The organism is Paenisporosarcina sp. NPDC076907 (assembly GCF_050269735.1).
Taxonomy (GTDB): Bacteria; Bacillota; Bacilli; order Bacillales_A; family Planococcaceae; genus Paenisporosarcina.
The window spans coordinates 881243-901353 of sequence record NZ_JBNNIX010000001.1 but is presented as its reverse complement, the minus strand read 5'-3'; the positions used below and the strand labels follow the sequence as shown (position 1 = coordinate 901353).

The 20111-nt window shown below is 39.0% G+C and carries 23 protein-coding genes; 2 read left to right on the top strand and 21 right to left on the bottom strand.

Annotated features, from left to right (window positions below; genetic code table 11):
• Positions 1-54 precede the first annotated feature (54 nt).
• From ACQKEV_RS04395 to ACQKEV_RS04365, 7 genes are all read right to left on the bottom strand, one after another.
• The gene (locus ACQKEV_RS04395) at positions 55-1020 is read right to left on the bottom strand and encodes a type IV pilus modification PilV family protein (protein WP_427457735.1); all 966 of its coding nucleotides are present in this window, start codon (positions 1018-1020) and stop codon (positions 55-57) included.
• Positions 1021-1033: 13 nt separating this feature from the next.
• Positions 1034-1468: a prepilin-type N-terminal cleavage/methylation domain-containing protein gene (locus tag ACQKEV_RS04390; RefSeq protein WP_427443715.1), complete on the bottom strand. Its 435-nt coding sequence runs from the start codon at positions 1466-1468 to the stop codon at positions 1034-1036.
• On the bottom strand, positions 1465-1956 hold the full coding sequence (locus ACQKEV_RS04385; RefSeq protein WP_427443713.1) for a type IV pilus modification PilV family protein: 492 nt from the start codon (positions 1954-1956) through the stop codon (positions 1465-1467). The genes ACQKEV_RS04390 and ACQKEV_RS04385 overlap by 4 nt, the downstream gene beginning before the upstream one ends.
• Positions 1957-2160: 204 nt before the next feature.
• Positions 2161-2316 carry a hypothetical protein gene (locus tag ACQKEV_RS04380; RefSeq protein WP_427443711.1) on the bottom strand — a complete coding sequence of 52 codons (156 nt, stop codon included), beginning with the start codon at positions 2314-2316 and terminating at the stop codon, positions 2161-2163.
• A gap of 359 nt (positions 2317-2675) precedes the next feature.
• Complete coding sequence (locus tag ACQKEV_RS04375; RefSeq protein ID WP_427443708.1) at positions 2676-3371, bottom strand: GDSL-type esterase/lipase family protein; 696 nt, start codon at positions 3369-3371, stop codon at positions 2676-2678.
• 266 nt (positions 3372-3637) lie between these two features.
• The gene (locus tag ACQKEV_RS04370; RefSeq protein WP_427443706.1) at positions 3638-3778 is read right to left on the bottom strand and encodes a hypothetical protein; all 141 of its coding nucleotides are present in this window, start codon (positions 3776-3778) and stop codon (positions 3638-3640) included.
• 12 nt (positions 3779-3790) lie between these two features.
• On the bottom strand, positions 3791-5008 hold the full coding sequence (locus ACQKEV_RS04365) for a tetratricopeptide repeat protein (protein WP_427443704.1): 1218 nt from the start codon (positions 5006-5008) through the stop codon (positions 3791-3793).
• A gap of 138 nt (positions 5009-5146) precedes the next feature.
• On the opposite strand from ACQKEV_RS04365, the gene ACQKEV_RS04360 reads away from it, so the two are divergent.
• Both ACQKEV_RS04360 and ACQKEV_RS04355 read left to right on the top strand, forming a co-directional pair.
• Entirely contained in the window at positions 5147-6412 is a 1266-nt protein-coding gene (locus tag ACQKEV_RS04360; protein WP_427443702.1) for a S8 family peptidase, read from the top strand.
• Between the two features lie 593 nt (positions 6413-7005).
• On the top strand, positions 7006-7131 hold the full coding sequence (locus tag ACQKEV_RS04355) for a hypothetical protein (protein WP_427443700.1): 126 nt from the start codon (positions 7006-7008) through the stop codon (positions 7129-7131).
• An 807-nt stretch (positions 7132-7938) separates the two neighbouring features.
• Here ACQKEV_RS04355 and ACQKEV_RS04350 read toward each other — a convergent pair.
• The 14 genes from ACQKEV_RS04350 to fliM all read right to left on the bottom strand — a co-directional run bounded on the left by ACQKEV_RS04350 (position 7939) and on the right by fliM (position 20105).
• Complete coding sequence (locus tag ACQKEV_RS04350; protein WP_427443696.1) at positions 7939-8283, bottom strand: PilZ domain-containing protein; 345 nt, start codon at positions 8281-8283, stop codon at positions 7939-7941.
• A gap of 27 nt (positions 8284-8310) precedes the next feature.
• Positions 8311-8757: a YaaR family protein gene (locus ACQKEV_RS04345; protein WP_427443695.1), complete on the bottom strand. Its 447-nt coding sequence runs from the start codon at positions 8755-8757 to the stop codon at positions 8311-8313.
• A 6-nt stretch (positions 8758-8763) separates the two neighbouring features.
• Complete coding sequence (locus ACQKEV_RS04340; protein ID WP_427443693.1) at positions 8764-9258, bottom strand: DUF6115 domain-containing protein; 495 nt, start codon at positions 9256-9258, stop codon at positions 8764-8766.
• Between the two features lie 25 nt (positions 9259-9283).
• The gene (locus tag ACQKEV_RS04335) at positions 9284-10060 is read right to left on the bottom strand and encodes a FliA/WhiG family RNA polymerase sigma factor (protein ID WP_427443691.1); all 777 of its coding nucleotides are present in this window, start codon (positions 10058-10060) and stop codon (positions 9284-9286) included.
• A gap of 342 nt (positions 10061-10402) precedes the next feature.
• Complete coding sequence (locus tag ACQKEV_RS04330) at positions 10403-11260, bottom strand: MinD/ParA family protein (RefSeq protein ID WP_427443689.1); 858 nt, start codon at positions 11258-11260, stop codon at positions 10403-10405.
• The gene (gene flhF, locus ACQKEV_RS04325; RefSeq protein ID WP_427443687.1) at positions 11253-12416 is read right to left on the bottom strand and encodes a flagellar biosynthesis protein FlhF; all 1164 of its coding nucleotides are present in this window, start codon (positions 12414-12416) and stop codon (positions 11253-11255) included. The genes ACQKEV_RS04330 and flhF overlap by 8 nt, the downstream gene beginning before the upstream one ends.
• Positions 12413-14476: a flagellar biosynthesis protein FlhA gene (gene flhA / locus ACQKEV_RS04320; RefSeq protein WP_427443685.1), complete on the bottom strand. Its 2064-nt coding sequence runs from the start codon at positions 14474-14476 to the stop codon at positions 12413-12415. Before flhA ends, flhF begins: the two co-directional genes overlap by 4 nt.
• 22 nt (positions 14477-14498) lie before the next feature.
• A complete protein-coding gene (flhB, locus tag ACQKEV_RS04315) occupies positions 14499-15587 on the bottom strand; it encodes a flagellar biosynthesis protein FlhB (RefSeq protein WP_427443683.1) in 1089 nt (362 codons plus the stop codon).
• Positions 15588-16367: a flagellar biosynthetic protein FliR gene (gene fliR, locus ACQKEV_RS04310; RefSeq protein ID WP_427443681.1), complete on the bottom strand. Its 780-nt coding sequence runs from the start codon at positions 16365-16367 to the stop codon at positions 15588-15590.
• A 10-nt stretch (positions 16368-16377) separates the two neighbouring features.
• On the bottom strand, positions 16378-16647 hold the full coding sequence (fliQ, locus tag ACQKEV_RS04305; RefSeq protein ID WP_427443679.1) for a flagellar biosynthesis protein FliQ: 270 nt from the start codon (positions 16645-16647) through the stop codon (positions 16378-16380).
• Positions 16648-16662: 15 nt separating this feature from the next.
• The gene (gene fliP, locus ACQKEV_RS04300; RefSeq protein ID WP_427443678.1) at positions 16663-17355 is read right to left on the bottom strand and encodes a flagellar type III secretion system pore protein FliP; all 693 of its coding nucleotides are present in this window, start codon (positions 17353-17355) and stop codon (positions 16663-16665) included.
• Positions 17355-18032 carry a flagellar biosynthetic protein FliO gene (locus ACQKEV_RS04295; RefSeq protein WP_427443676.1) on the bottom strand — a complete coding sequence of 226 codons (678 nt, stop codon included), beginning with the start codon at positions 18030-18032 and terminating at the stop codon, positions 17355-17357. Before ACQKEV_RS04295 ends, fliP begins: the two co-directional genes overlap by 1 nt.
• A 26-nt stretch (positions 18033-18058) precedes the next feature.
• Positions 18059-19126 (bottom strand): flagellar motor switch phosphatase FliY, encoded by a 1068-nt coding sequence (gene fliY, locus ACQKEV_RS04290; protein ID WP_427443674.1) that lies wholly within the window; start codon positions 19124-19126, stop codon positions 18059-18061.
• Positions 19116-20105, bottom strand: a complete 990-nt coding sequence (gene fliM / locus ACQKEV_RS04285) for a flagellar motor switch protein FliM (RefSeq protein ID WP_427444824.1) — start codon at positions 20103-20105, stop codon at positions 19116-19118. The genes fliY and fliM overlap by 11 nt, the downstream gene beginning before the upstream one ends.
• Between the last annotated feature and the right edge of the window lie 6 nt (positions 20106-20111).

Below are 20111 nucleotides of genomic sequence, written 5' to 3'. Positions count from 1 at the left end.
TTCAAAAAGTAAAACGGCCGAAGATGCAAACTTCGGCCGTTTTTTTGATGGGATTCAATTGTATGTAATAATCAATTCGGGTTGATTCGAGGAATTACCTAAGTTGCTCGGCACTTTACAATTTCCTGGATTAATTGATGGGTCGATACCCATATAGGGTTTAGGATTTTGAAGTACACCATCAATATAGACATTCCCTACAACGAAAAGTCCCCCGTGATTTTTATGGTAATTGAAATTACTTGGAATATATGCGTCACCCAAAACAAAGATTGTTGATTTGTTTTTGGTTCGCAAATAATTCTTAACTTCAAATTTCCCTTTTATAATCGCACATGAATGTGTTGGTAAATTAAAGTCATTTGCAGTCAGATTTTTATTGAATAATAGCATCTGTTTATTTTTGTTTGTTGAAAAAATATCTACATTAACATTATTGTCGAATGAGGTCCACTGTCGATAGTCATTTACTTCTTTGCTGTATATTATAGTATCACCCGGTGTCTCGTAAAGACCTGCATCCATTTTAACAGTTGCGGCTACACTAACACCTTTATCATCTGAGTTTTTTTTACTGATAACTGTAAAATCCCACTTTAATGGGTCTGTAATAGAGAGATTGCAATTAACTTGCATACTGGATGGTGAGACGGTATATTCTGATGTTATTAACTTGTAACTTTTTACCCTATTACAAAATTCATTGTTTCTACTTTTAATATCGTTTCTATATTTATCAACTACTTTTTTTTGTTGACCTGGTGGTTCACTGTTTAAGCTGTTTATGTCCACTTTGTTAAGTTGAGCTACATGATCCCATTCTTTTACAATATACGCTCTATAATGCTGTGCACCCATTTCAGCAGCATGTCTAGCCTGCACAGTTTTTTCTTTACTATCGAATTGTTTAGCAGAAGTAATATTAAGTGACATCAAACTTATACCCAGTACAGAAAATACCATGACTAGCATAAGGACAATCAATAATATATATCCTTTTTGATTTTTCATATAAAACATAAAAGGCTCCTTCCTATAACTTGCTGAAAGTGGTATCGATAATATAAATTCGGGCACCATCTTTTATTTCCATTTTAAATTTTTGGTGGCCTCCCCTGTCAATCTCCATCTTGTTGACATCGACTGTATCGAGAAACTTATATGTATAACCTGTTGAGAGGATATCTTCTGCTATTCCACCTTGTTCACCTTTTATTTTCAGTACATTGCCGATAATCTCCAATTCAAATGTTGGCGTATAGCCAGCTTCGTGAGAATTCATCAAATGTACTCTTCGCAATTTCTCAACAATAATATTCGCTTCCTGCTGCAACCTCTGATTAGATGTGTTCCGATCTGATGCATTTAAACCTTGAGTCATTATCGAAAAAGCTAACGCAGCAACTAGACCTACTAGTGCGAGAGCTGCAAGTAATTCAACCAATGTGATCCCTTTTTGATTTCTCATAAACCACTCACCTCAATAAAGATTTCAGTTTTAAACGGTTTAGAATCTTTAATAGTTGCATTAATTGGCTTCACTTCAATTTCGACTCTCTTAAGAGTATTAATATTCGTTGGCGCGGCTTTCATTGTTAGAAATACTTTATAATTTGAATTACCACTATTGATTACTTCAATTGGATCCAACCCTTTAAAAGCATCTGTGGCAGACACATCAACTCTATTAGTTACCCCGTTAGTTACCGTAATTTTTTTAAGGTTTCCGAGTTCCGTAAAATCATTCGTCATTCTAATTTTCCCAATAACGTCTTCGGCAATTTCCACCGAAGACAACGTTTCTCGATTATGAGCAGTATATTTTGCAGACTGTGTAAACATTGCCATGAACGATAAAAGAACTAATGACAGGATAAGAATCGCTGCCAAAATTTCAACTAGCGTTAAACCATTTTCGTTTAATAGCCTATGTTTTTTGTCTCCATTGGAAGTCATTCCATTCACCTACTCATTCAATTTAATTTACATTATCATTCCATTAAACACCCAATAAGTCCCACTTGTAAATAAGCATTATAATAAAATATTCATATAAACAGTACTATATAAATAGAATAATTACCAATATTATCCGACATCCAATATGAACAGTTAATTGCATGAAAAAGTAGCCGAAGATTTAATCTACGGCTTCTTATATTAATTATTCATATAGTTGTTCTCTTTTTTATCCTTCACACGTTGCACCACATATCCCAATAACGAGATGAACAACAAATACGGAACGATGAAAATGCCATAAGCTGTAACGTAATCCTGAAGGTCCTCAGTGAAATACCTCACAAAACTATCCATCTCTAACCCTCGTTTTAAATAACTAATAGAAAATCCAACTCTATTTAATTTCTCCCTGAATGTCTATAAATCCTTTTTCGAAAATGGACTTTAGACTGGAGAACAAAATTGGAGCTTACATTGCAACTCTTACTTAAACTCACATTTCCAACTAATCGATCATGCCTCATTTCTATCACAAAGAATTACCCGATATGCTTCAGCGAGTGGAACATTACCAAGGCTTTAAAGTTCTTTGGAATGATCTACTCACTACGCTAGTTCACCATTTTTATTGGCGTTTTGCCGTAAGTGGATTAATGCCACTTAGATTTCATGCCAATAAAAAACCAGCAGCATCAACGCCACTGGTCATTCCACTATAAATTCTCCATCCACAGATCGTACCCTTTGCCAGATAAATGAACCCCATCTACCGTCAGTTCTTCTTTCAATTGTCCATCGGTATCTTTAAAGTGAGGATTCAAATCAACATATTCTAGTCCATGTTTCTTCACTAGTTTTTGAAGTACTTCATTGAATTGATCAACGGTTTCGTTGGATATTTTATTTTGGAAATCTTGATTATTGATTGGAAGTATCGACTGTATTATCACTTTCGTTGACGCTTTATCGAACGATTGAATAATTTTTTCCATATTCTTTTCATACACATCCACGTCGACATTCTCACCAATATCATTAATACCAATCAAAATATAAACTTCTTTTGGTTTACGTTTCACCACTTCATCAATACGCTTTAATACACCTTTTGATTTATCATCCACGATTCCTCGATTTAATACCACTTCTCCAGGAAAATACGTCTGTAACTCTCCGTGGTCTGTGATACTGTCCCCGACGAAGATTTTATCCACTTTCCCATAATCCAGTGAATCGTATAACTGAGTTTTTTGTAGATAATATGCCGAAAAATCCTGGGGCTTTACCACTTGTTTAACTAATTCTTTTCCGCTTTTTTTAGACAAAGCATAACTTCCCGCTCCAATTAATAAAACGTTAACGAGCAATGACAAAACTAAAAAAATTTTCAACTTCTTCAACCTGTACACATCCTATTTCTATTCTAGTAGTTAATATATTGCTATATTTATATAATAGTGTTTCCGAAAACCAAACATACTAAACACTACAAATATTGGATAATGCTATATTTATAGCATTGACTTGTACATGGGAAGGCTTTACTTATTATCTTTCCATCTCTGAATCCAGACGCAAAAAAACCAGCAGCTTTAGCAGCTACTGGTTTAAAAAATTTCATTATTAATAAAAATCCCATCAATCTTCAAGGATACTCTGACATCCCTCTATGAAATCAACCCACTGGTGGGCGAATAGGAAAAGTATTCGATACATCATCTGTGCTAGCCATCTCAATTTTTACATTTTTCATTTCATGGCTGTTTGCAAAGTAAGCCAAACTCAAAATTAGTGCCAACAGAATCGTCTTTTTCATCCAAAACACTCCTCATAATATGAATTGCACGGCTTTTTCGTATTTCCCTTCACGCTTGTAATGCTCGGCTAATATATGAGAAAAAGTTTGATGAGCATCTTTCAGTTCGTCAGTTTTCGTTATGTGGGGAACCACTTTGTTTTCAAGAAAGTTCATGGCCTTTTGTTGTTGATCAGCTAGCAAATATAAGTAGAACTTTGCATACAGCTGATATGAGACCACTTTCATCTTACAGGCTTCTTCATGCAATAACGTAAAATCCCTCTTGCTGTCATTCAATCTGTCGAGCTTATACTCAGTAACAGCCAGATTGTACAAACAAAGCAAATAGTTTTCCGTATTCTTCGGAAACAGGGCGGCGCTTTTCTTAAACATTTCCATTGCACTTGCGTAGTCACCCATATGATGTTTCAGGTCGCCAATATTATGAAGCACTTGCGGTAGCAAGTCTTGCTGCTTTAACAATTCAGTGTTACGCAACAAGTGTTCATAGTTTTCCAGCGCTTCCTCATACATCTTCGACTGCGAGTAATCAATGGCGAGCGCCATCTGCACGTGTAGGATCCGCATATAGTTGAACTGCTCCGTAAAAAAACTCAAAGCTTTCTTTCCATAAAAGATTGCGTGACCCGCTTGCTCCAAATACCCCTTCACTAGTGCAAGATGATAATATAATTCTCCTTCAAAGTAGTTCAACCCAACGCTTTCTTGAACGAGCCTGGTAAGCTTTTCATCCGCTTCCCCATACTTTCCCCGTAGGATTAAAGCTATCGCAGTAAAATAGGAAAGTAAATACTGCTCATGTTGGGAAAAATTCTGACGGTGCGCTTGTAACCACTTAATCTGTCGTTCTGAGGCTTCAAGGTCCTTCTTAAACAAGTAGTAGCGCAGTTTATACATTTCGTACAAGTAAATATAATCGGTAAAACCGATGATTTCTTTATGTGATTCCAGCTCCTTGAACGTCTCGTCCGCTTTCTCCACTTCAACATAATTAATGTGAATCAGCAATTGTTTCTGCAATTTTTTAATTGCTCGTTCACTTTCCTCAACGTCTTGAAGATCCACATCTAACCGGTCCAACAACAGCCTAATTGTCTCAGAATTCGCTTCCTTGCTGTTATTTTCGATTTTACTGAGATGAGGAATGGAGCAAATCCCCATTGCCAGCTGATTTTGAGTCAGCTCCTTTTTTGTTCGATGATACTTGATCAATGAGCCAATCTGCATACAATCACCTATTTACTTTTATTTACTTTAATATTAATAATATTAAAATATTTCCCAATAATCAAATTAACAGTAGTGTGATAGGTTTGAATTAGCAACAAAAACAAAAAATTCCCCAACGAAAAGGAGCAAACAAACATGAACAAGTCGAAGAAAATCTTGATGAGCGTTTTATTGACAGCAAGTCTGGCAATCCCTACGGCAGGGGCAAGTGCTTCTACACAAAACACAGACAATGGTGTTGAGAAATTCCGTGTCTATGTAGAATCGAACAATCTTTCCCAGAAAGATACGCTGAAGAAGCAATACAAATCACGTTGGGAACTAACGGAAAACGGTTTCTCTACTGAAATGACACAAAAGCAATTCGAAGCGTTGCAAAAAAACAAAAATCTTACACTGACAAAAGTACAAGAAGTTAAATTGGATACGGACGTACGTTCAACGCAAAGCGAAGTACAAGCGGCTGAATATCCAACACACCAAACACCATGGGGCATCAAAGCCATCTATAATAACAGTAGTCAAACCACAACATCTGGTGGAGCAGGCATCAACATCGCTGTTCTTGATACAGGAGTTTACACTGCCCACTACGATCTTGAAAATGCAGTTGAGCAATGTAAAGACTTCACACAAGCAACATCACTAGTTAACGGCGCATGTAACGATGCTCATGGACATGGAACTCACGTAGCAGGTTCAGCTCTTGCTGATGGAGGAGACGACGGTGCAGGTGTTTACGGGGTAGCTCCTCAAGCTGACCTTTGGGCATACAAAGTACTTGGCGATAACGGTTCAGGTTACTCAGATGATATCGCTGCTGCCATCCGCCACGCGGCTGACCAAGCAACATCAACTGGTACAAAAACAGTAATCAACATGTCACTTGGTTCTGCAGGAAATGACAGCTTAATCTCAAGCGCTGTTACGTATGCATATAACAAAGGTGTTCTTATCGTGGCAGCTGCAGGAAATGAAGGTCCGAACCAAGGCTCTATCGGTTACCCAGGCGCATTAGTTAACGCTGTTGCCGTCGCAGCATTAGAAAACGTTCAGCAAAACGGTACATACCGCGTTGCAGACTTCTCTTCTCGCGGATACGCTTCAACAGACGGTGATTATGTAATCCAACAAGGTGACGTTGAAATCTCTGCTCCAGGTGCAGCAATCTACTCAACTTGGAACAATGGTGGCTACAACACATTGAACGGTACATCAATGGCTACACCACACGTAGCAGGTCTTGCTGCAAAAATTTGGGCATCAAACCCAAGCTGGTCACACACAACATTACGCACCAACCTTCAAAACAAAGCAAAAGCAGTCGATATTAAAGGTGGAATCGGTGCAACAACTGGTGACGACTATGCATCAGGCTTCGGCTTCGCACGTGTACAATAAACGCTAGACTACAAGATTTCTCGAAACAATTTCATACCTAAAAAGAAAGCTGCCGAAGATACAATTTCGGCAGCTTTCTTTAGTTCACTAAGGAAATCCCTTCCTATTTTGCGGTCATTTGAGGAATCATCATGATCTCTACTATTTTTCCGACTACAATGGTCATTTTTCAGACGTCAATCCAGAAAAGTCAGACGTGAACGTCATTTTTTCAGACGTCGTACGCCAAAAGTCAGACTGAGCATCTGCTCAGCTAATTATCCATACATCAAAGGAAGGAAAAATAGTTAGAAAGCTGCCGGACGAATATTATTGGCCGCTCCCTTTAGTTTTCCAAGAAATCCTATTCTGTCTTGCGGTCACTTGATGAATCATCATAATCTCTACTATTTTTCCGACTACAAAGGTTAAATTTCAGACGTGAATCCTCAAAAGTCAGACGTGAACGTCATTTTTTTAGACGTCGTACACCGAAAGTCAGACTGAGTGTCTGCTCAGCTAATTAACATTACAATAAAGAAAGGAAAAATAGTTTCCTAGTTCATCAAATAATGGCTTGTCCCCGCATATACTCCAAAAAGGAGGCGGTACATATGTCATACTATTTAGTGATTACAATTGGCTTTCTGCTATGTTTGGCTATGCTCGGGGGTGCATTTGTTTATTTCCTTTCTCATGGACTAAAACCTGGCGATGCATCGAAAATCGATCCGAAATAAGTGAATGATAGATTTATAAAACAAGCACCCGATGCTGATAAATCGGGTGCTTGTTGGTTTTTATTCACTTAATTCCAAATCTCGTCTGTGTGTCTCCCCATTGCAATCTAACCAAGTGACATATGCTGAAGGGTAGATTACGAGGAATGAGGTAAAAGATTTGACGAATAATCCATATTATCGGAGTGGAAATGAATTTGATTCATCGAGCTTTCCACAAGGTTTCTCAAACGATTATTTTGAGCCACCTCCATTTGGACCACCACCCGGCACTGGCTTGCCTCCCATGGCACCACCACCTGGCTTCTCCCCACCAATTCCAGCATGGCAGGTCGGACCTGGCGGAATCAGAAATTGTCTATTTAGCAACACGTACGTGTGGTTAAGGAACGGCAGAAGTTATTGGTTTTTCCCTACCTTTGTAGGCAGACAAATAATCGTTGGCTACCGCTGGAGAAGAAGGCGGGGATGGACATATCAAATTTTGAATATGCACGAGATACTTACTTATCAATGCTTCTAACCGTAAGAGCTCGTGGCCAAAAATTCGACATAGTTATCATTCATATTATTGGATAACTTTAATTCTGGTGTCAGATTTCCAAAGCTGGCACCTTTTATTTATTTTCATGTCTGTAAAATCTCTCTTTCAAACGAGTGGATCTTTTGGTATTTGTACATATCACATTAATCAATAAAAAAGAATCCAGCATATCAATAACTGGATTCCTTAATATCATTTACATAAACAGAGAATCTCTCTAAGATTCTCTTGGCATGAATGAACTGTGTGTTTAAACGATTTGTTTATTTCCCTTTACGCTGACGAATTTGATAATAGTTCAATTGCTTGAATAACTCAGAAGAAGTACTTTGGTTCACTTCAAATCCAACGCCGTATTCAAAATCATGCAATCTCATCGACTTACGAATAATGGATCCTTCCAATAAAAAAGGACTGTCTAAAATTTCAAAACGACAGGTTACTCGTCTCTCTAATGGAATGTCCATAGATGAGATGAATTTCAGACCTCTCACACTTACATTTTCAATTTCTACCGGCATGAAGAAGATTGCTCCATCCAATGAAATTTCTCCAGCAATCGATTGATGAAATACTACTCGAAAAAATTCGCGACGATTCTCGCTCATTTTGTTCCCCCCTTTTTATAACTGCTTTCACATATATAAATTAATAAGTAATCCTTTGATTTCGCCGACTAAACGAAGCGTATTAAGACCTTCATTTTCATTATTTAGCACTTCATCCTGTACTTCAATAAGTTTTTGATCAATCACTTCCACTAGTTGGTGCGTTTTCATTCCACCACTTGAATTGAAGCTTTGTTTTTCGGACAATTGCATCCCAAAACTTAAGGATTCCCCGATAAACTGCTTTACTAAATTTTTATAATCCAAGAGGTTTTCAAGGGTTCTTTGTTTTGCCAACTTTTGTCCTTGTGTATCCACACGAGACATTAATTGATTTAAAGAATCCAAGTGCATGTTATTCTGTGATTTCCTCATCACGTTGGCAAAAGAATCGGATGTCTTACTTTCCACTGCATTTTTAGAAATCCGGTCGTTTGAAAAATTCGTTTGCATTCCAATACGCAAATGAAACACCTCATTCTACTTTTGATTACTTTGCTTTTTTTTGAACATATTCAGGACAAGTTCCACTTCTCCCAGATCCATCTGCAACACCTTGGCAATTTGCTTTTCAGAAAAACCTTGTTTATACAATTTCAACATCTTATCATTTTCTTGCTCGTTGACCTCAGAAGCAGCAACATAAACGTGAGCTTCATCAACTTGTTGCTCTTGTTGAAGTTTCACGGGAGAGCCCCCTGCCATTTCATTGTTGAGTTTTTCTTCCAACAATCGGATTTTCTCATCGAGTTTGCTATCTTTCATATGTATATGATCGACAAATCTTTGATAAAGTTCATCATTTTCTTTTTCCACACTCGTCACGAATTCTTCCATACTTCCGTGAATCGTGTTTATATCTTCAATCATTTGAGCCCTTTTTTGTTTCAATTCGGCCAATACAAGAAATGACCGGATATTCACCAGAATAACTAAAATAATCATCGCAATCAGGAACCAATCCAACGGTATCACCTTATCCTTCTATACCTTTTTAATTTCAATAGTTTTCGTGTATGGCAAGTGTGGCTGCCCGTAAACGAAGTATTGCTTTGGAGTGCATTTGGGAAACTCGGGATACACTGACACTGAGAACTTCTGCAATTTCAGTTAATTTCAGTTCCTCGAAATAACAGAGAGAAATAACAAGCTTCTCTTTTTCAGGTAAGCGTCCAATCGCATTTGATAATGATTCTTTAATCATCTGTGCGGTTAAATGGCGTTCTGGCGATTCTGCATGCTCATTTTCAATCAGCGAGTATTTTCCGACTTGTCGATCCTCATCGTAAACAGTCTCATCAATGGAAATCATGGTGGACAGAGCCGCTTCTGAAACCGTTTTGTTCAGTTCGGATTTTGTAATTCCTAAATAATCACTGACTTCCTCATCCGTAACAGCCTCGTTTTTCTGCTGTTCCAGAATTATGTACGCATTTTCGATTTTTTTCACTTTATCCCGAACGGAACGGGGTAACCAATCGCTATGCCTAAGTCCATCAATGACTGCTCCTTTGATACGCCATGTCGCATACGTTTCAAACTTCATATCTCTTTCCATATTGAATTTATCAAATGCATCAAGCAGTCCCTCATATGCGAAACTACGGATGTCGTCCTTATCGACTGTTTTAGGCAAACTGATCATAAACCTTTGGACGATGTAATCAACCAATGGAAGGTAGCGCTCGACTAAATATTCTCCCGCCTGGGGGTCTCGCTCTTTTTGCCAATTTCCCCAATAGGCCAGTTCTTCTTTCGACAATTTGTTGTTCAACATGAGTTTCACCCCCACTTATAAGAATGCTTTATGCTTTTATTTAAAGGCTATTTAAAATGTTGCTGTTGATATACCGTAAAAAATCTGCACTTTCCACAGGCTTGCACCGAACTAACTCGGACTTAGCTTCCGAGTGGATTTCGGCACTTCGTTTTTCCTGCTGGAGTCTCCCCTGTTTTACTCCATATCACTAAATCGTAAGCGTAGTGGAATGCGGCGACTCCAGCGGGATAAGCGTGTCCAGACTAGACCCCGCAGTGAGCAAAGCGAATGAGGAGGCTAGTGGACCGCCCGCGGAAAGCGTCCGCATGGAACAAAAATTAACAAATCTATTAACAGAGCCTATTTAAATAGCATTTTCAATAAAAACCCTTTAATCCCAAGCTTATAAGAAACAGGAAGTTGAAGAAATTCGCTTGTCACATGTTGCATAGCCTGTGAAGCATGACAGTTTGGATATGCCAGTAAAAACGGAATTTGTTTTTTTACGGCATTTGGTATATTCAAATCACTTGGGATAAACCCCAACGTCTCGATTTGTTTATGTAAAAATTGCTCCGTCACTTTTTTAAAGTTATCGGCTGTTTGTTTTCCTTCTTTATCACTCGTACATTGATTGATGATGAGTTTCATATGCACGTTTTGATCTTTGGCATGAACCATCTTCACAATGGAATAGGCATCAGTTATAGATGTAGGCTCTGGTGTCGTGACTAAAATTACATCATCTGCTGCGAGAATAAAACGTAAATTTTCATAAGATAATCCTGCACCGGTATCCAAAATAATGTAATCAACTGAACCTTGAATTGAACTTAATTCACTGAAAAATTTGTTCATTTTCAATTCATCCAGGCTGAACATTTCATTGAAACCTGATCCGCCTGAGATAAATAACAAGCCATTCGGTCCTTCTTCAATAATATCCCAAATAGACAAATCCTTTTCAATCATGGTAGCAATGGATTCTTTATTGGATCTGCCAAGTAAGACATCAACATTGGCAAATCCTAAGTCAACGTCAAAAATCAGGACTTTTTTGTTTTGTTGAACGAGACTCAAAGCAAAATTCAATGCGAAGTTTGATTTGCCGACTCCCCCTTTGCCACTGGTAACGGCAATTATCCGGGTTTGTCTCTTCTCTTTCTTAGGTGTCTTATGCAACACCTTTTCCCTTAATTGTTTTGCTTGATCAAACATTTTCATCTTCCTCTAATACGAAGTTTGCTATTAACTCAGGAGTTACGGTAAGAATATCGTCTGGAACACTTTGACCATTGGCAATATATCGTATTGGGATTGAATAATGATAAATCAAGTTCAAGATGGCACCTGTTGAACTGGTTTCATCTTTTTTAGTCAATATCAGCTGATCCATTACAATCGTATCGAAATTATCAATAATTTTCGTCATATCTTCATACTTGGAAGTCAGGCTCAAGACTAAATTGATTTGTATTTTCTTACTATCCGGCAGCATCTGCTTCAAGTCATCAATATACTGTTTTTGTTGATAGTTTCTGCCTGCCGTATCCATCAAAATAATATCGCAATCGGCTAAATCATCCATTGCCGCACTCAAGTCAGCTGAAGATTCCACGACTCTGATCGGGATATTTAAAATGCCAGCATACGTTTTTAATTGCTCTACTGCTGCAATACGGTATGTGTCTGACGTAATCAGTCCAACTTTCTTATCTTCACTTAGCAAATAATCGGCTGCTATTTTAGCGATGGTAGTGGTTTTTCCTACACCTGTTGGTCCTATAAAACAAATGATATCGACTTTTCTTCTGCTCGGTCTTTTTTTATGGGCATTGATTAACTTGATAATTTCTCTTTTAGCTAGAGTTTGAAGTTTTTCTTCAGATGTATTGGGCTGCTTTTCTAAAACAAGCATTAGCTTGGCCATGATCTCAGACTGAACTTCTTCAGTTATTCCTTGTGCATTGAATTTTTTATTCAACGCTTTTAATGCTTCTGGCAAGCGATCTTCATCGATTGCCTGGAACATGAATTGCTTAAGGCTTTTCAGTTCACTCATCAGTTCATCCAGATGTTCCTCTTGCTTATCAACCGGCATGACTGATTCATTCTCAGTTATCTCAAAATCCTCATCCATTCTCTTTTCAACAGCTTGAACCTGAGGCTTGATGCTATCGGCATTACGCTTTGGTTCACTAGGTGTTGGTTCAACTGCGGCAATTACTTCAAGTTTTTCTTTTTTAAAAAAGCCTAAGTAACCACCCGTCTTGATTTGCTTTGTATTTAATATAAGAGCGTCAGGACCCAAGTCTCTTTTGATCATGGGTATAGCCTCAGTCATATTATTGACGACATACGTTTTCAGTCTCATGAGAAACTTCCCACCCCTCCAGAGATATTGACGACTCCCACGCTTTGGATCTCAACTTCCGGTTCCAATTCATTATAAGAAAGGACCGGAAGATCTGGTGCAAATCGTTCGACGAATTGGCGCATATACATGCGGGTTGCAGGTGATGTCAGCAAAATAGGTTGTACGCCTGATTGCTGAAGTTGCGTAACTTGTTCGGAAATCTTTTGAAAAATGGTTTGTGAAGCTTCCGGGTCAATCGATAAGTAGCTCCCTTGCTCCGTACGATGCACAGACTCAGCAAATTTTTTCTCGAGACTTGCACCTGCCGTAATCACCTGTAAGGCTTCATTCGGGTTCGTATATTGCAAGGTGATTTGTCTAGATAAAGCTTGTCTTACATACTCCGTCAAAACATCTGTATCTTTTGTTTGAGATGAGTAGTCGGCCAGCGTCTCCAAAATAACGAGTAAATTCCGAATCGATACTTTTTCCTTCAAAAGCTTCATTAAAACTTTTTGTACTTCACCGATCGCCATTAAGTTCGGGATTAATTCCTCTACCACTGCAGGAGAGTTTTCTCTAATGTTTTCAACGAGGGATTTAACTTCCTGTCTGCCAATCAGTTCATGTGCATGCTTCTTGATTACTTCCGTAAGATGCGTTGAGACAACAGAAGGTGGATCGACAATCGCATAACCCGCCATTTCTGCTTCCTCTTTCATTTCTTCATTCACCCATAATGCTGGCATTCCAAATGCCGGTTCAACCGTCGCAATGCCTTCAATGCTTTCGTCATCAACTCCAGGACTCATAGCCAAGTAGTGATCAAGCATAATCTCACCTGAAGCCACTCGGTTCCCTTTTATTTTAATGACATATTGATTTGGAAAAAGTTGAATATTATCACGGATTCGTATGACCGGTACCACAATGCCTAGTTCGATCGCACATTGTCTGCGAATCATAATGACGCGGTCCAGTAAATCCCCGCCTTGATTCTTATCGGCAATAGGGATCAAACCGTATCCGAATTCGAATTCGATGGCATCCACATGGAGTAGGTCAACAACACTTTCAGGACTTTTCAATCCTTCCAGCTCCTGTCCATCGTGAGAAGAAGCTTCTTTTTCTTCCTCTTCTTCGGCATTCAGTGTACGTTGCATTTTATAGCCTCCATATGCCACAAGCCCAGCAACTGGCATCACCAATAAAGGATTAATAGGCGTGAAGATAGCGAATAAAGAAAGAGTACCAGCCACCACATATAGCAGCTTTGGATAAGCAAAAAGTTGTCTCGTAATATCTGAACCTAAGTTCCCTTCGGAAGCGGCTCTTGTTACCACGATGCCGGCTGCAGTAGAAATCAACAATGCCGGAATCTGACTAACCAGACCATCTCCGATAGATAGGAGTGTAAACAATTTTGCAGCTTCTCCAACAGGTAATTTATGAACGATTACCCCGATGATTAAACCACCGATAATATTAATGAGAACAATGATAATTCCCGCAATCGCGTCCCCTTTGACGAACTTACTGGCACCATCCATGGCACCGTAGAAGTCGGCTTCCTGGCTCACCTTTTCTCTGCGTTTTCTTGCCTCTTGGTCGGAAATCATTCCTGCACCTAGATCGGCATCGATACTCATTTGCTTACCTGGCATCGAGTCGAGTGTGAAACGAGCAGCGACTTCCGCCACACGTTCAGATCCTTTGGTAATAACCAGGAATTGAATAATAACTAAAATCAAGAAAATCAATATACCAATAACGGGACTTCCACCTACTACGAATGAACCGAACGTTTCAACAACTTCTCCCCCTGTTTGATTGGTCAAAATGGATCGAGTTGTTGAAACATTTAATCCGAGACGGAACAATGTTGTCAGTAAAAGCAACGTAGGAAAGATGGAAAATTGTAGCGCTTCCTTCGTATTCATCGCGACTAAAATAATCGTCAAGGAAATACTGATGTTGATCATAATCAAGAAATCCAGCAATAGTGGCGGAAGAGGAATAACCATCATCACGACAATCACTATGACTGAAACTAAGACGAGATAATCTTTGATTTTCATGCTGTTTCCTCCTCCCAAAAATTCATTTAATCTTTCCTTTTAATCGGTAGATATATGCTAAAACCTCTGCTACAGCCAGGAATAATTCTTCCGGAACGTAATCCCCTATTTCAACTTGGTTGTATAGGGCACGGGCGAGTGGTTTATTTTCCATAGTCACAATATCAAGCTCTTTAGCTTTTTCTTTTATTTTCAGGGCGAGATGGTCTTTCCCCATCGCAATGACCATTGGTGCTTCCATGGTTTCTGCATCATACTTGATCGCAATTGCGTAGTGAGTAGGGTTGGTAATGAGAACATCCGCATTCGGCAAGTCTTGAATCATTCGATTCATACTCATTTGTCTTTGCCGTTCTTTAATTTGGGATTTAATCAGAGGGTCTCCCTCTGCTTTCTTGAATTCATCCTTGATATCTTGCTTGGACATTCGAATGCCCTTTTCAAATTCGTACTTTTGATACATGTAATCCATAATGGCTAGAACCAATAAGATAATTGAAGCAACCATCCCCATCTTGAAAACTAGGGAACCGATAAATGATAAGGAATCGCCGATACTTTTTTGTGAAAGTAAAAACAACTCTTCTTTTGCCGACCACAAAACATTAAAAGCGGCGAAGCCAATAATGGCGATTTTAAGTAATGATTTTAATAGTTCCACTAAGGCACGCATGGAAAAGATTTTCTTGGCACCTTCAATCGGATTCAACCTCTCGAGCTTCATCATGAGAGGTTCCGTTGTAAATAGTGAGCCAATTTGTATGTAATTGCCCAAAAATCCGAACACCATCGCAATGATCATAATGGGAGCCATGATGATTATTGCATTGAACGTCATTTGTTCGAACAAGGTGCGTATATTACTAGGGCTCCATTCCCAGCCGATATACTGAGTGAAATTGATTTGAAAGATTGCAAGAAGTCGATCCAGTATCCAGCCACCCAAAAAATTGAGTAACAAAATCCCGCCAAGCATAATTAAAGCTGCAGGTACTTCTGCACTCTTGGCCACTTGCCCTTTACGTTTGGACTCCTGCCTCTTCTGAGGTGTGGCTTTTTCGGTCTTTTCCGAAGCAAAAAACTGTAAGTCGAGAGGATATCTTTTTTGCACTTATGTTCCCCCCATCAACCTGATCAGCTGAGACATGCTTACCATTATTTTTTCGAACAGGATCTGTAATAGGTAAAAGAAAATGGGCATCGAAAGAAATAACATAATAAACCCGACAAAAATCTTCAAAGGCAGACCGACTGCAAAAATGTTTAACTGTGGTACGGTCTTAGCTAAAATGCCAAGAGCGATATCAATCAGAAACAATGCGCCGACAATCGGTAATGCGATCTGCAAGGCGATGACGAACATTTCTACAAACAATGTTGTGAAAAAATGAGTGATATCTCCAAAATCAGCCGCGAAGGAAACAGATTCAACCGGAAATGACTTGAAGCTTTGCATGACTCCATCCAGCATTAAATGATGTCCATTAACGGTCAATAAAAAAAGAAGTGCCAAGATATATTTAAAGTGACCAATAATCGGCACCTGACTGCCTGTTTGCGGATCCATCACACTGGCAATGGCAAAGCCCATCTGGAAGTCAATAAAAGCTCCCGCTATTTGAACCGTGTATAACAATAAGGCAGCTGTAAATCCAAGAGCGATCCCTACGGCAAGTTCCTTTATAATCAGCAGGATGTAATAGGAGTCCATTAGAAGTGCTTCTTCAGCATCCATGCCGGATAAAGCAATTAATGAAATGAAAAAACCCAATCCCACTTTAAATTGGTTCGGAACACCTTTCATCGAAAATAAAGGCGCAACGAGGAAAAAGCTAGTTAATCGAACAAAGATAAGCAGTAGATATGGGTACATCTCAAAAATAGTATTCATATCAATCCCACTATCCGATTAGTTGCGGAAGTTGTTGGAATAAGTCTCTTGTAAAATCCAATAAAATCGTTAGCATCCATGGTCCAAACAACACAATGGATAAAAACACGGCCAATATCTTCGGAATGAACGCAAGCGTCTGTTCCTGAATCTGTGTCATTGCTTGGAACACACTGACAATCAGTCCGACAGCAAGTGCAACTAATAGCATGGGAGCAGAAATGATAATGATCATGTATATCGATTGTTCCGCTAATTTGATCACTGTATCTGGAGTCATCGTTTTCTTCCTTCCCTAAAAGCTGACGAGCAGCGATTCTATAATTAAATACCATCCGTCAACCAGCACAAACAACAGGATTTTAAATGGCAACGAAATCATGACTGGCGGCAACATCATCATCCCCATGGCCATTAACGTACTGGCGACCACCATATCGATAATTAAAAACGGGATAAAGATGACAAAACCAATTTGAAATGCCGTCTTCAACTCGCTGATAGCAAAAGCTGGAATTAGCGAAGTCAAAGGAATTTCTTCAATGCTGTCGGGTTTCTCCAAGCCAGCATATTTAAAAAACAAAGCGAGATCCTTTTGTCGCGTATGTTCGGCCATAAATTCCTTAATCGGCATCACTGCCGTATCCAACGCTTTCTCTTGTTTGATATCCCCCGCCAGATAAGGCTGTAAGGCCGTTTCGTTAATTTCATTTATAACAGGCGTCATAATGAAAAAGGTCATAAACAAGGCTAGTCCCACCAGTACCTGGTTCGGTGGCATCGACTGCGTTCCTAATCCTGTACGGACGAATGACAACACGATGATAATTCGTGTGAAACACGTCAACATGATCAAGATTCCTGGTGCGAGTGAAAGGATGGTCATCAGGAACAAAAGCTGCAATGTAACGGAAACATCTCCCGGCGCATCCGTACCAAAATTGATGCCAGGAATGCTAAGTGAAAGCAGGAAGTTTGTCATCATCATTATGATTTACCTTCCTTTTCATCGTCTGCTTTGGTTAAATCGTGCTTAAGTTGTTCTTGTTTACTCTTTTGTTTATTTAGACTTTGCTTGAATAAATGCTCAAAACCATTCGAAGATTTAGATTCCAATCGTTTGCTGATCTTTTCTTTTGAAAAATCAACGATTGAGTTTGATAAATTCATGATCGGGTTAGATAGCATGTTTGGTTGTTGCTCTAAATCACTTTCAATACTGCTAATCTCATCCGAATTTGAAAATTCTTTAATCAAAGTGACTTGGTCTCCTACTCCCAGCAAATAAACCTTGTCCCCTACTTTTACAAGTTGAAGTGATTTATTGTTACCTAACGGCGTACCGCCCATTAATTTGACGGCTTGATTGGGTTGGAATTTCTTTTGTCTGATTGCCAGAAACTTAATCAATCCATAAATCATGACGAGAATCAGCAACGTATAGAATATAAGTTTAATAATGATGGCCACGAGACTCGTGTCTTTAGTAGGCTTTAACTCTTCTTCAACAAGTGGCTCTAGTTGTTCATCGGACTGATCTTCTTCCCCCAAAGCATCTTTTACGGACTGATCTTTAGCAGCACCAACCGAATTCGGGGTCAACAACACATATAAAGTGAACAGCACAATCATCGTTAGTACTTTTACATATTTTTTTTGAATCAAACCTGGCAAACTCCTTACTTAAGGCATTAACGTAATTTAGAAATACGCTCTGCTGTGCTTAAAATATCTGTTACGCGGACGCCGAAGTTTTCATCAATCACGACAACTTCACCTACAGCAATTAACTTGTTATTGATTAAAATATCGACAGGTTCACCGGCCAATTTATCAAGCTCAATAATCGAGCCTTGGGAAACACTTAAAATTTCTTTTACCATCCGTTTTGTTCTGCCCAGTTCAACCGTGACTTGAAGTGGAATGTCGAGTAACATGTCCAAATTATTCGGTTCTGCGTGTGCCGAACTAGATTCATCAAAATTTGAGAATTGAACAGATTGGATATTTGGTGATGTACCTGTTTCGTCTGTTTTACTAGCTGCATCTGTTTGAGTAGTCGATTGAAATTGCATCTCTTTTGTCTCCTCTGGATGTCCTTCTTCCAATGAATCTGTTAAGATCCCTACCACTTGTTTTGCCATGCGGACAGGAATACACAGATGAAGGGTCATATGTTCCTGAGTGGTTATTTTCAGTTGGAAATCTGCTTCTACAAACCATTCTTCATCCGTAAATTTCGCGACGGGGAAGTCATTGAGTGTTTCAATTAAGTCCATTGATGACAAGGAGTGGGTAATCTCTTCGTCTAGTACGGTGGACATAGATTGGGAGACAGTAGTAAACATTTGTTGCACCACTTCTTCTACCACTTGGAATTGTTTTCTGATATGATTCTCTTCACTGTCTTTATGGATCAGATTAGTCATGGTCTGGACGTCATCCACATGTACGGAGAGAATCTGTAAGCCGTTGATGCCACCTTCGTATTCTCCCAGGACGACAATGAATGGCTCTTTTGTATGGTTTAATAACTCATCATTGCGTTTGATGGATAGCTTTGTATTCGAAACAGTAACTTGCTGAGTGAATAAAGTGGTAAGTACTGTAGATGAACTTCCTAATGAAACATTCAATAACTCTGACAATGCTTCCATTTCACGGTTCGATAAAGAACTTTCGGATATTATTTCGTCGTCTGTTCCAGCTTGCCCCAGTAAACCTTTGATTTCATCTGCAGATAACTTATCAGTTTTCATCGAATTCATCTCCCTCTCTATGAACTTCGGTTATTTGCACAGCCATACGTCCTTTGGAAACTCCAGGTTGTGCAAAAAATTTCTGTTTTTCATCTACCAATATAGTTACAGGGTCATCATAAGACTCATTTAGACGAATGACATCACCGCTCTTAAGATTTAAAAAATCGCCAATGTCGATCGTGGATCTACCTAATATCGCTTTGACATTCAGTCTCGTCGCTTGCAATTTTTTCTCCAATGCTGCTACTTCCTGATTGACCACCGTTTTTTTCTGGTTAGCTAACCAATGGCGCGCGGATAACTTCGGTAAGATCTGCTCCAACACGACATGCGGCAGGCATATATTGATGATTCCTTCTACATCACCAATTTTTGCATGTAATGCTACTAAAATGACCGTTTCATTCGGTGGGAACATGGTTAAAAACTGAGGATTCACTTCTATTTCTTTGAACTCCGGAGACAGTTTCACTACAGACGACCAGGCTTCCTGAAAACTGATCAGTGCCTTGATGAAAATTCGTTGGATGACACTGATTTCGATTTCCGTTAAATCGCTACTTTTCAAGGAAATATTCCCTTGTCCACCAAGCAATCGATCAACCGTGACATAGACCACATCCGGAGAGAATTCCATTACCATACTTCCTTGAAGCGGCGGTGCTTTAAATACACCTAGAATGGATTTCTTCTGAACATTATTGATAAATTCCTCATATGGGAATTGTTCAACTGAAGTAACAGAAATTTGTACGAATGTCCGAAGCTGAGTAGATAAATAAGATGTCAGCAAACGGGCAAAGTTTTCATGTATTCTGCTTAGTGTTCGAATTTGATCTTGTGAAAAACGCATTGCTTTTTTAAAGTCGTAAGTTTTTACATTTCTTTCTTTGCCAGGTTTGAACGATTTAGGTTCTTCCTTTTGCAAAGAAGATAAAATGGTCTCAATATTTTCATCTGATAAGAAATCCACCAGGACTGT